The 12883-nt window shown below is 35.6% G+C and carries 8 protein-coding genes; 6 read left to right on the top strand and 2 right to left on the bottom strand.

Features of this window, described 5'->3' with window-relative positions; translation table 11 throughout:
- Positions 1 to 66: 66 nt before the first annotated feature.
- Positions 67 to 261, bottom strand: a complete 195-nt coding sequence (locus MSWAN_RS04860; RefSeq protein ID WP_013825498.1) for a MoaD/ThiS family protein — start codon at positions 259 to 261, stop codon at positions 67 to 69.
- A 162-nt stretch (positions 262 to 423) separates the two neighbouring features.
- Positions 424 to 1578, bottom strand: coding sequence for a trans-sulfuration enzyme family protein (locus MSWAN_RS04855; RefSeq protein ID WP_013825497.1), 1155 nt, complete (start codon positions 1576 to 1578; stop codon positions 424 to 426).
- Positions 1579 to 2158: 580 nt separating this feature from the next.
- Between MSWAN_RS04855 and MSWAN_RS12610 the strand changes: the two genes are divergently transcribed.
- From MSWAN_RS12610 to MSWAN_RS04825, 6 genes are all read left to right on the top strand, one after another.
- Positions 2159 to 2446, top strand: a complete 288-nt coding sequence (locus MSWAN_RS12610) for a hypothetical protein (RefSeq protein ID WP_013825496.1) — start codon at positions 2159 to 2161, stop codon at positions 2444 to 2446.
- A 661-nt stretch (positions 2447 to 3107) separates the two neighbouring features.
- The gene (locus tag MSWAN_RS04845; RefSeq protein WP_013825495.1) at positions 3108 to 3398 is read left to right on the top strand and encodes a hypothetical protein; all 291 of its coding nucleotides are present in this window, start codon (positions 3108 to 3110) and stop codon (positions 3396 to 3398) included.
- A gap of 805 nt (positions 3399 to 4203) precedes the next feature.
- Positions 4204 to 6309 (top strand): right-handed parallel beta-helix repeat-containing protein, encoded by a 2106-nt coding sequence (locus MSWAN_RS04840; RefSeq protein ID WP_013825494.1) that lies wholly within the window; start codon positions 4204 to 4206, stop codon positions 6307 to 6309.
- A gap of 708 nt (positions 6310 to 7017) precedes the next feature.
- Positions 7018 to 8103 (top strand): hypothetical protein, encoded by a 1086-nt coding sequence (locus MSWAN_RS12730; protein WP_052296843.1) that lies wholly within the window; start codon positions 7018 to 7020, stop codon positions 8101 to 8103.
- Between the two features lie 898 nt (positions 8104 to 9001).
- A complete protein-coding gene (locus tag MSWAN_RS04830) occupies positions 9002 to 10651 on the top strand; it encodes a right-handed parallel beta-helix repeat-containing protein (protein WP_013825493.1) in 1650 nt (549 codons plus the stop codon).
- Positions 10652 to 11381: 730 nt separating this feature from the next.
- Positions 11382 to 12779, top strand: coding sequence for a right-handed parallel beta-helix repeat-containing protein (locus MSWAN_RS04825; protein ID WP_013825492.1), 1398 nt, complete (start codon positions 11382 to 11384; stop codon positions 12777 to 12779).
- The last annotated feature ends 104 nt before the right edge of the window (positions 12780 to 12883 follow it).

Below are 12883 nucleotides of genomic sequence, written 5' to 3'. Positions count from 1 at the left end.
TCCCATTGTTGTTTTGAACTTCATAATTTTTCAACATTCTTATGATTTCAACATTCTTATGAGTTTTTAACCACCGTGGATAACCTTGATAATTTTTATGCTGTCATTGTTTGTTAATATTTCGTCTTCGAGGAGTACTGAGCCATTTCTTGTTACAACCACTTCAAAAGGGTTTATTACAAGTTTTTTTAATAGATTTTCGACTGATATTGTATCTATTTCAATATACTTAACACCATCTTCCGAAAATCTTATTTTCAATCCACCAAATCTCCCATTAATTGTTAAAGAGTTTAAAGGCTTTAAAAATCTTAATTGTAAGGGATATATCCACCAAACTTTAAATAACAATTGTTATATAACAATCGTTACATATAAAGGTTTTGATCATTAACCACCTTAAATAGGAGAATGGGGTTGAATTCAGCCCTTAATATTACCTGCATTATCAAATCCTCTGGAAAGATCCTCAATAAGGTCATCTGCATCCTCAAGACCAATAGATAATCTTATGAGGTCGTCTGTTATTCCTGCTTTTCTTCTAGCATCCTCTGCCATTGACGCATGGCTCATGGTTGCTGCATGTTCCACAAGAGAATCAGCACCTCCAAGAGACTCTGCAAGGTGGAATAAATCAAGTCCATGTAAGAATGATGGAACATCTGATTCTGATTTAAGTTTAAATGAAACTACACCTCCAAAACCGTCCATCTGTTTTGCAGCTAATTCATGGCCCGGATGTTCAGGTAAACCCGGATAGAAGACTTCTTTCACCTTAGAATGCCCTTTAAGATATTCTGCAACTGCAATTGCGTTAGCCTGATGCTTGTCCATCCTGAGAGGGAGGGTTTTAATACCTCGAAGAACCAACCATGAGTCAAATGGTGCTGCATTTGTTCCCATGCCGTTCAATAGGAAGTGTACATCTTCTGCAAGTTTATTTGTGGAGGTTATAACCCCACCGCCTATGACGTCACAGTGGCCGTTGAGGTACTTGGTTGTTGAGTGCAGAACTATGTCAATGCCATGCTCAATTGGCCGAAGGAAGTATGGAGTTGCAAAGGTGTTATCGGCAACCGTAAGTATGTCCTGTTCCTTGGCCACTTTCGAAATCATATCGAGGTCTGTGATGTTTAAAAGTGGATTCGATGGGGTTTCTACCCAGATCATCTTTGTGTTTGGTTTTATGGCATTTCTTAACTTCGCTTCATCGTCCAGACGAATGAAGCTGAATTCAATGCCAAACCTGGGCATGATGTCTGAAAAAAGTCTATGGGTACCTCCGTAGGTATCATCAGCACATACAACATGGTCTCCTGCACTTAAAAGATGTATCACTGTAGTTACAGCGGCCATACCACTTGGAAATGCAAATCCTGCCACTCCTCCCTCAAGATCTGCCAGGGTATCCTCAAGAGCCTTTCTTGTTGGGTTATTTGTCCTTGAATAATCGTACTCTCCCGGTTCTCCCACATCGTCAAATACAAACGTGGAAGTCTGGTAGATTGGTGTTGAGATTGCACCGGTCAGTTGACACGGTTTCCGTCCAGCATGTATTGTTTTGGTGTTAAACTTCATATTACTCCTCCTGAAATACTTAAAATTATATTGAATTTTTTTTGTTGGTTAGGGTCTTATAATTATTTTAATACTTTTTTACCAAGTTTAATCCAAAAATTACCCTCAATTTAGTTATATAACAATTGTTATGTATTATGATATAAAAATATTGTGGTTAATCTACAAATGAAAATAAAGTAGTATGCTCAACCAGAACTTTGAATGCTGCTTTAAAATGGATTGAAATCACTGAATTGTTCTGTAATCTAAAATTCTAAAAATTGTTACTTATAACATCTAAAGTAGTAATCTAATTGAACAGTTTAATATTAATATTAATAAAAAACCACATATTATTGCATAATTTAAAAATATTTCTATATTTTTGTAGTAGAAAGTGTTAAATTAATTGAAAGTTATATAATAACACGTTGATTGGATGTATCAACCAAAAGTGGGATTTTGAGGAATTGGTATAAACATGTGATTTCCACATAAACCCATTAAACTTTTTTTTAGGATTTTGTGGAAAGAAGATTAGAATAGATCCTCAGTTTTCCCACTTATTAATTGATAAATGATGAAACGAGGTGAAAAAATGCAAAAAAATGTGCAAAATCGAGCTGTAATATTCATATTAACGTTCGTTTTTGCATTAGTTCTTTGTGGAGCAGCATCGGCAGCCACCCCCACAACTGCTGGCTCAGGGTTCCATAAACAAATGAACAACTATCAAATGAACAACTTCCATCCTCATTACTATATGCACTGTCCTCCTTACATTAAATACTACTTCCACAAACATCACTACAGACACCACCACTGGTATAGATATTGGTACTGGCACAACAACCACCGTTACTACAACTGGTACTGGTACCCATGATAAACTTAACCAGTGCATTTTTTAAAAAACCAAACGCACATCTTTGAGTTTGTAAGTATCAACGGACACGTCTTTAATTGTTAAAAAAGTAAAGGGAAAGTGGAATAAAAAAAATTAAATCCTTTATTTTTTTATTTTTTTGAAATTAAATAAATGAAACTGAATTTATAAAGCGTTCTTTTTTTATTTAATAACTAGAAACGTTTTAAATAATAGAAACTCTCTTAAAAATTAAACTCACAATAAAAAAACCCATATAAAATGCTAAAAATATAGATACTACTTTTAAATGGGTTAAAATCCTTAAGCTTTCACCCATATTTTAATCCAAAATTCTAAAAACTGTTTGCATTTATAAACAATACACATTATAAAATTGAACAGTTAAGTATAATTTTTAGTAAAAATCAGCTATTATCACATAATATAAAAATATTTCTATATTTTTGTAGTAGAAAATGTTAAATTAATTGAAATATATATAATAACACGTTGATTGGATGTATCAACCAAAAGTGGGATTTTTGAGGAATTGGTATAAACCTGTGATTTCCACATAAACCCATTAAACTTTTTTTTAGGATTTTGTGGAAATAAAGTTATAGATCCTCAGTTTCCCACCTATTAATTGATAAAAATAAATTGAAACAGAGGTGAAAAAATGCAAAAGAATATGCAAAACCGAGCTGTAATATTTGCATTAACTCTCGTTTTTGCATTAGTAATTTGTGGAGCAGCATCAGCAGCTCCTAGAGGTGGATGTGGCCCAGGTGCACATTTCCAGAAATGTTGTTGCAACGATGGTTGGAACGATGGATATTGGAACTGGAACAGCTGGGACCCATGGATGAACTGGAACTGCGGCTGCAACAACTTTAGATTCAACAGATTCCACCGATTCAACAGATTCAACGATTTCAACAGATTCAACAATAGGATAGGCTTCAGGTAAGAGAGACTCGACAAGAATAGTTTCAGGGATCGGATTTATAAATATTAATCCGTTAGGACAAATACACCAGACACTAAATACACCCAGTAACCTGCAGCTTTAAATAAAAAAAGTTGTATCTGTTGGAGTTTCCAATGGATCCAATGGTTTCTTCGAGTGTAAAAAATTTAAACCTTTTTTTTATTTTTTTATTTTTTAAAATATTAAAAAAGACTTTTCTCTTTAATTAATCAATAAATATCTAAAATGGAAACTAACTTGATATTTAATCTCTTTTTTTTAAAAAACAATATTATCATCTATCAATGTTTAGTAAAAGAATCTTTTTATGGTATTAAACTCACCACTAAAAACGCCTTATTAAAGGCCTAAAACATCAATACCTCTTTTAAATGGGCTAAAATTCTTAAGTTATTCACTCATATTTTAATCCAAAATTCTGAAAATCCTTAACTTGGTATACGCAAAAGCAATATCAATTATTCAATTGAACAATATTCTATAAATTTTAAGAAAATATCTTATAATATTGCATAATATGAAAATATTCTTAGTATTTTGTTATAGAAAGTATTAATTTAATTAAAATAAATATAATTATTACGTTGATAAAAGCATCAACTAAAGTAGGATTTTTTGAAATATTGATTTGAAACCTGCAATCCCCACATAATTCCGTTAAAACTTCTTTTTAGAATTTGTGGAACAATGGTTTAAAAATAAATTCATCATACTTTCCTACTTATTATTGATACTTTTTGAAACAAAGAGAAAATAAAAAATAAAGTAGATAAGAGGTGAAAAAATGCGAAAGAACGTGCGAAAGCAGGCTGCTACCATAATGTTAGTGTTTGCTTTTGCACTGATAATTTGTGGAGCAGTATCAGCAGCAGACACCCCAACTACAACTAATTCTGGTAGTTCGACCTTAAGTTCTGCTGCATCAAGCACACCAACAACAGATGTATCTACATCCAGATCTGACGGCATATCCAGATCTGACAACAACAAAATTGAAAACAACTTCATATTCGCAAACGGCAATAATGGAATAAGTGTATCTGACTCAGAAGACACCAACATCGAAGACAACACCATATTCGCAAACGGCGATAATGGAATAAGTGTATCTGACTCAGAAGACACCAACATCGAAGACAACACCGTAACAGGGAACGGTGACAACGGAATAAACGTCGAAGACTCTACATTCACCAACATCGAAGACAACAACGTAATCGCAAACGGTGACAGTGGCAATGGAATAAACGTCGAAGACTCAGCTTTCACCAACATCGAAGACAACACCGTAATCGCAAACGAAGATAACGGAATAAACGTCGAAGACTCTCTCTTCACCAACATCGAAGACAACACCGTAATCGGAAACGGTGACAACGGAATAAACGTCGAAGACTCAGCTTTCACCAACATCGAAGACAACTTCATATTCGCAAACGAAGATAACGGAATAAACGTCGAAGACTCAGCCTTCACCGAAATAGAAGACAACACCGTAATCGGAAACGGTGACAACGGAATAAACGTGGAAGACTCAGCCTTCACCGAAATAGAAGACAACACCGTAATCGGAAACGGTGACAACGGAATAAACGTGGAAGACTCAGCCTTCACCGAAATAGAAGACAACTTCATATTCGCAAACGAAGATAACGGAATAAACGTCGAAGACTCTCTCTTCACCAACATCGAAGACAACAACGTAATCGGAAACGGTGACAACGGAATAAACGTCGAAGACTCAGCTTTCACCAACATCGAAGACAACTTCATATTCGCAAACGAAGATAACGGAATAAACGTCGAAGACTCTCTCTTCACCAACATCGAAGACAACTTCATATTCGCAAACGAAGATAACGGAATAAACGTCGAAGACTCTCTCTTCACCAACATCGAAGACAACAACGTAATCGGAAACGGTGACAACGGAATAAACGTCGAAGACTCTCTCTTCACCAACATCGAAGACAACAACGTAATCGGAAACGGTGACAACGGAATAAACGTCGAAGACTCAGCTTTCACCAACATCGAAGACAACTTCATATTCGCAAACGAAGATGACGGAATAAGTTTAGAAGACTCTCTCTTCACCAACATCGAAGACAACTTCATATTCGCAAACGAAGATGACGGAATAAGTTTAGAAGACTCTGCCTTCACCAACATCGAAGACAACTTCATATTCGCAAACGAAGATGACGGAATAAGCCTATACGGATCCAACTTCAACCTAATTGCAGACAACTTCATATTCGCAAACGAAGATAACGGAATAAGCCTATACGGATCCAACTTCAACGCAATTCTACTTAACAACATATTCGCAAACGAAGATAACGGAATAAGCCTATACGGATCCAACTTCAACGCAATTCTACTTAACAACATATTCGCAAACGAAGATAACGGAATAAGCCTATACGGATCTGACGACAACGCAATTCTACTTAACAACATATTCGCAAATGGCCATGACGGAATAGGCATATACGGATCTGAAGCCTTAATATTCGCAAACGGAGATGATGAAGTAAATGTAAGATCTGACGACAACCAAATCGGAAAGGAGTTCATATTCGGAAACAGAAATGACGGAATAAGTGTATACAGAACTGACGGCACCGAAATTGAAGAAAAGTTCATATTCGCAAACGGAGATGACGGAGTAGGTGTATACAGATCTGACGACACTGAAATCGAAAACTGTTTCATATTCGCAAACGAAAATGACGGAGTAAGCGTATACGGATCTGACGACACCAAAATCAAAAACAGCTTCATATTCGCAAACGAAGATGACGGAGTAAGCGTATACGGATCTGACGACACCGAAATCAAAAACAGCTTCATATTCGCAAACGAAGACGAGGGAGTACTGGTCTGAAGACACCAAAAACAAAAACAACACCCTATTCAAAAACGACAGCAGAGCAATAAGCCTGTAAACCTCCTATTTTTTTATTTTTTTGAAATTAAAGAAATAAGATTGAGGCATAAATCATTTCTTTTTTTTATGAATATTTTTATTGAATAACTATAAACAATTTAGAAAAATTTTGATGAAATTAAATCCTTCTTTTTAAACATAAAAACTGAATTCCATACATCTTTTCCAGATAAAATACAAAAATCTTGTTTTTTATGGAATAAACCTACAACAAAATAGATATATGAATGCTAAAAACATGAATACCACTTTTAAATGGGCTAAAATTCTTAAGTTATTCACTCAGATTTTAATCCAAAATTCTAAAAATCCCTAACTTGAGATACGCAAAAGCAACATCAAGTATTAAATTGAACAATATTCTACAAATTTTAAGAAAATACCTTACAATATTATATAATTCGAGAATATTCTTACTATTTTGTAATAGAAAGTATTAAATTAATTAAAATAAATATAATGAATACGTTGATAAAAGTGTCAACCAAAGTAGGATTTTTGAGGGCATTATCTAAAACCTGTAATTCCCACATAATTCCGTTAAACTTCTTTTTCAGGATTTGTGGAATGGCGTTCAAGATAACTACCTCATACTTTCCTACTTTTAATTAATACTTTTGAAATGAATAATAAAGAGGTGAAAAAATGCGAAAGAATGTGCAAAAGAGAGCCGCAATATTTACCGTAGCTTTTGTTTTTGCATTGGTACTTTGTGGAGCAGCATCTGCAGCACCAAATTCCGGTGGACATGAATCTGGAACCTCAGTCGGAGCTGGAACCTCAGTCGGAGCTGGAACCTCAGTCGGAGCTGGAACCTCAGTCGGAGCTGGAACCTCAGTCGGAGCTGGAACCTCAGTCGGAGCTGGAACCTCAGTCGGAGCTGGAACCTCAGTCGGAGCTGGAACCTCAGTCGGAGCTGGAACCTCAGGCAAAAGTGGATCTGGATCTGGTTTAGCACCAGGAAGTCAAATAGGTACAAGTGTCAAAGGAGACAACGGAATCCAAAACCGTGAAGATGGCAAAATCCAAAACCGTGAAGATGGCAAAATCCAAAACCGTGAAGATGGCAAAATCCGAGATGACAACAAAGGCCGAGATGACAACAGAATATGCCGAAATGGCAGAAACGACTTTAGAGTAAACTGCAGAGATCCTGGTAATTTTAGAGTAAACTGCAGAGGTCGCGACAACTTTAGATGTTGCGGAGGATCTACATGGTGGAACTGGTACGATCCTTGGTGCAATTGCAACCAGAAATTTAGACACAGACACAGACATCACCAGCAATGGATAGACCCATGGTGGAACTGCAACTGCAACCACAAATTCGTAAAAAGACACCACAGAAACAATATATGGTGGAACGACCCACGCTGGAACTGGAACTGCGGCTGCAACCACAAATTCATGAAAAGACATCATAGGAACAACTTCAGAGTGTGGAACGACCCATGGTGGAACTGGAACTGCGGCTGCAACCACAGGTTCATGAACAGACACCGGGACAACTTCAGAATGAACTTCAGAGATCCTGATAGATTTAGAGTAAACTGCAGAGACCGAGACGACTTCAAAAACTCAAGATGTTGCAGAATAGACCCATGGTGGAACTGGAACTGCGGCTGCAACCACAGGTTCATGAACAGACATCACAGGGACAACTTTAGAATAAACTTCAGAAACAGGGACAACTTCAGAATGAACTTCAGAAACAACGATTTTCGCCGATAAAGTTCCATAACTTTAAAAGCTGAAAATCATGACGAACAGGGAGATAATCCAAGAAACTATGTAATAAGAAGAAACCAACACCACCATTACCAACCACCAGCACGATAAGACTGTAACCAAATAATATATTCAAAAAAAAACACCAAAAGGTACATCTGTTGAGTTTTAGTTCAAACAGACACAGTCTTTGAAATGAAAGGTAAAGAGAATGAAAAAAATTTACCTTTACTTTTTATTTTTTTTGAAAAACTAAGAAATTAAAGTATAAACCGTTCTTTTTTTTACTTAATAAGAAAAAAAGTCCTAAAAATTAATTAAATAAATGGAAACTTAATCAAAATTTTTGATGAAATTTAAATTCTTCTTTTTTAAGCCTTCTGAATTTAATATCCTGTTTTTTGTATAATATAAAATCCTGTTTTTTTTATGTAGTTAAACTCACGACAAAAAAGAGTTATATAAAAGGCTAAAAACGTGAATACTACTTTTAAATGGGTTAAAATTCTTGAGTTATTCACTCATATTTTAACTCATAATTCTGAGAATCCTTAACTTGGGATACGCAAAAGCAATATCCATTAGTTAATTGAACAAAATTCTACAAATTTTAAGAAAATATCTTACAATATTGCATAATTTAAGAATATTCTTACTATTTTGTGATAGAAAGTATTAAATTATCTAAAATAAATATAATTAATACGATGATAAAAGTATCAACTAAAAGTAGGATTTTTAAGATATTGATCTAAAACCTACAATCCCCACATAATTCCGTTAAACTTCTTTTTTAGGATTTGTGGAACGGAGGTTTAAAAGTAATTTTATCATACTTTCCTACTTATTATTGATACTTTTTGATAAACAAGAATATAAAAATAAAAAAAGAGGTGAAAAAATGCGAAAAAATATGCAAAAGCGAACTGCAATGTTAGCATTAACGTTCGTATTTGCATTAGTAATCTGTGGAGCAGTAGCAGCAGCAGACAATACAACTGCAACTGCCTCAAGTGGTTCTAGCGTAAGTGCAGCACCAGCCACAACAACAACTGCGTCAACACCAGCCACAACAACAGCAACATCCACAACAACAACTGCGTCAACACCAGCCACAACAACAGCAACATCCACACCAGCCACAACAACAACTGCGTCAACACCAGCCACAACAACAGCAACATCCACACCAGCCACAACAACAACTGCGTCAACACCAGCAGCATCCACAACTCCAACATCTACTACACCTGCCACAGGAGAAACAACAACAGCTGCAACTGCCGCAACAACTTCAGGCGGAGACCCTTACATCGTTGGTAGCCCAATCCACTATTCAACAATTCAACAAGCAGTCGATGCTGCTATCTGTGGGGATACCATAATAGTAGGATGCGGAGTGTATAAAGAAAACGTGGTAATTAACAAAATGCTAACCCTAATCGGGTTAGATGGCGCAGTAGTTGTAGCATGTGATCCAAACAAACCAGTTTTCCAAGTAAATGCATGCGGAAGTGGAACTACAATTAAAGGTTTCACTATAATGGGTGGTTCAGATGGCGTTGAACTAAACCATGCCGATAACGTTAAAATCAGAGACAATAAAATAGTTGCCAACGGCGATGGAATCGAGCTTAATCACGCCGACTGGAACTTGATTAAGGACAATGAAATTAAATACAACCTTAATGATGGAATTTCTCTAAGCTGCTCTGACGGAAACGTCATTGAATGTAATGAGATAAAACTCAATAAAAATGGGGTATCCTTATCCAGATCTGAAGGAAACTGGATTAAAGGCAATGAAATAGAGAAAAACCTTGACAGTGGAGTTAAATTATGCAACTCTAACTGGAACAAAATAATAAACAACGAAATTGAAAACAACTACTGTAATGGAATACACCTTCTTGAGTCAGATGGAAACTTAATCAAATGTAACGACATAACCAACAACCGCGGAAAAGGCGTATTCATCGATGGTTCAAGAGGAAATGTAATCATCAATAACAACATAAAAACATGCGTACCATGCAGCGTATGTGTCTATGTAAAAGACAGTGAAGGAACAGGACCTGCAGACAGGACAAGTGAATTCAATGAAATCCACTTCAACAACATAATTGCAAGCGGACCATTCAGCTTAGCTATAGTAAACAACGGCTGCAAAAAGTTAAACGCTCAGTGCAACTGGTTCGGCTGTGGCTGTCCTAAAATTGGAGGCTGTGGAATTACACTCATTTGCCCGGTCTTAAAATGCCCTGTAAAATGTTGTGGAACCCACCGTGAAAGATTCTGCTGCGAAAAATTCCGTTGCGAAAGATTCTGCTGCGGAAGACACCATGAAAGATTCTGCTGCGGAATGAGACACCACAAAGAAATAAACAAAAAAGAGAAAGAAACAATGGAAGTAGGAGCAGCTAAAGTAACCACAGTAACAACTTCTGGAGCTACAATTTCTGTTCCAATGCAAACAACAGGAGCACCATTAGCATTATTAGCACTCGCTTTACTAGCTGTCTTTGGTGGATTAATACCTAAAAGGAAATAAAAAGGTTTAAACCCTTTTCCCATTTTTTTTATTTTTTTAGATATTACAGAAACTAAAGTAAAGACTTTTAAAAGCTTTTTTTGTTCTATGTTAACTTCTTATAAATGGAATACCTATTGAATGATAACTAAAAATCAATTAATGAATTGAGAGATGGATTAAATTTTTATAAAGTAAATTTTTCTTCTTCCTTTAAATAACTATAAATATTATTATATTTTAATATAAAAATCTTTTGATTTAAGTGTTAAATTAATACTTAAAAAAGGGTATATACTATGTTTAAACCCCAAATAATTTACCAAGCTGCACTAAAATTTCTAATTTTTTCATTCTTTTTTTAATTTAAAATTTTAAAAGTTATCTGCGTACAATATGCAGAAATAATATTAATTCTCCAATTGAACACTATTCTACAATTTCTAAGAAAATATTTAACAGTTCTGCACAAATACGAAAATATCTGATCATTATGCTAACAGAAAGTATTAAATTGTATAAAGGTTATATATCTAACTCGTTAGCACACGGTACTAATCGGAGCGGGAATTAGTTAGCAAGAATATAAAACCTATGGATGTCACATAGGCAGCATTATATTGTTAAATGCCTTTTTTTAGTATATGTGACACCAGGTTTTAGATGAATTGTCTTAATACATTCCTACTTATTGTTGGTACTCTGCGAAACAAGAACATATATTAAAAAATTTAATAAAAGAGGTGAAAAAATGCGAAAAAATATGCAAAAGCGAACTGCAATGTTAGCATTAACGTTCGTATTTGCATTAGTAATCTGTGGAGCAGTAGCAGCAGCAGACACAAATACAACTGCTGCAACTGATACTGTAACATCTACAGCCGCTACAAACGCATCATCAACCCCAACATCTACTACACCTGCCACAAATACATCAACCACGCCTGCCGCGTCAACTACGCCTGCAGCAACTACGCCTGCCGCATCCACAAGTTCAGGTGGAGACCCTTACATTGTTGGTAGCCCAATCCACTATTCAACAATTCAACAAGCAGTCAATGCTGCTATCTGTGGGGACACCATAATAGTAGAATGTGGGGTTTATAAGGAGAACGTGGTAATTGACAAAATGTTGAGGATAATCGGATTAGATGGAGCAGTAGTTGTAGCATGTAATCCAAACGATCCAGTTTTCCAAATAAAGAACGGTGGAGATAAAACCATCATTGAAGGTTTTACCATAATGGGTGGTTCAGACGGTGTTGAGTTAAACGATGTTATTGGTTGTAAAATCTCAGACAACAAGATCGTTTCCAACGGCGATGGAGTTGAGCTTAATAACGCTGACTTTAACTGCATTAAGAACAACGAAATTAAATACAACCTTGATGACGGAATTTCTCTAAACCACTCTGACGGAAACACCATTGACTGTAACGACATAAAAGTCAACGGTGACGATGGAATATCCCTATTCAAATCTGAAGGAAACAAAATAATAAACAACGAAGTAGAATCCAACCTTGATGACGGAATTAGTCTATACAAATCTGACTTCAACGACATAATAAACAACGAAATAGAAAACAACTACTTTGATGGAGTAGTCCTTTGTGAATCAAATGGAAATCTCGTCAAATGTAACGACATAATCAACAACCACGGAAAAGGAATATTAATCGCTGGTTCAAAAGGAAACGAAATCATCAAAAACAACATAAAAACCTGCATACCAGCAACTGTATGTGTCTACGTAAGAGACAACGATGGTTGTATAAGTGAGCTCAACGAAGTCCACTACAACAACATAATTGCAAGTGGACCATTCAGTTTAGCTATAGTAAACAACGGCTGCAAAAAGTTAAACGCTCAGTGCAACTGGTTCGGTTGTAACAAAGATCCATGCTGTTTAATTGGAGGATCTGGAGTTACACTTTACTGCCCATGGTTAACTAAAGAAGTTCCAAACTGCGGACGTCATGCAAAAAAAGAGAAAAAAACCACAACAACAACTACAACTACAGCAGAACCTGCTAACGTAACCACAGCAGCTGCTGGAGTTCCAATGCAAACAACAGGAGCACCATTAGCACTATTAGCACTCGCTTTATTAGCTGTCTTTGGTGGATTAATACCTAAAAGGAAATAAAAAGGTTTAAACCTTTTTCCATTTTTTTTATTTTTTAAAAAAAATAAATCAGTAAAAATCTCTGCTTCTTTCATTATTAAACTGTTAAAAAACAGAAACTGGTT

This window comes from Methanobacterium paludis, assembly GCF_000214725.1.
In the GTDB taxonomy this organism is placed as follows: domain Archaea; phylum Methanobacteriota; class Methanobacteria; order Methanobacteriales; family Methanobacteriaceae; genus Methanobacterium_C; species Methanobacterium_C paludis.
Note: the sequence above shows the minus strand (reverse complement) of the source record. Positions and strands in the feature narration are given on the sequence as shown.

Coding starts and splice junctions, on each gene's coding strand:
- MSWAN_RS04840 (WP_013825494.1), top strand. CDS start 4,204: ATGCGAAAGAACGTGCGAAAGCAGGCTGCTACCATAATGTTAGTGTTT.
- MSWAN_RS04845 (WP_013825495.1), top strand. CDS start 3,108: ATGCAAAAGAATATGCAAAACCGAGCTGTAATATTTGCATTAACTCTC.
- MSWAN_RS12730 (WP_052296843.1), top strand. CDS start 7,018: ATGCGAAAGAATGTGCAAAAGAGAGCCGCAATATTTACCGTAGCTTTT.
- MSWAN_RS04855 (WP_013825497.1), bottom strand. CDS start 1,578: ATGAAGTTTAACACCAAAACAATACATGCTGGACGGAAACCGTGTCAA.
- MSWAN_RS04825 (WP_013825492.1), top strand. CDS start 11,382: ATGCGAAAAAATATGCAAAAGCGAACTGCAATGTTAGCATTAACGTTC.
- MSWAN_RS04830 (WP_013825493.1), top strand. CDS start 9,002: ATGCGAAAAAATATGCAAAAGCGAACTGCAATGTTAGCATTAACGTTC.
- MSWAN_RS12610 (WP_013825496.1), top strand. CDS start 2,159: ATGCAAAAAAATGTGCAAAATCGAGCTGTAATATTCATATTAACGTTC.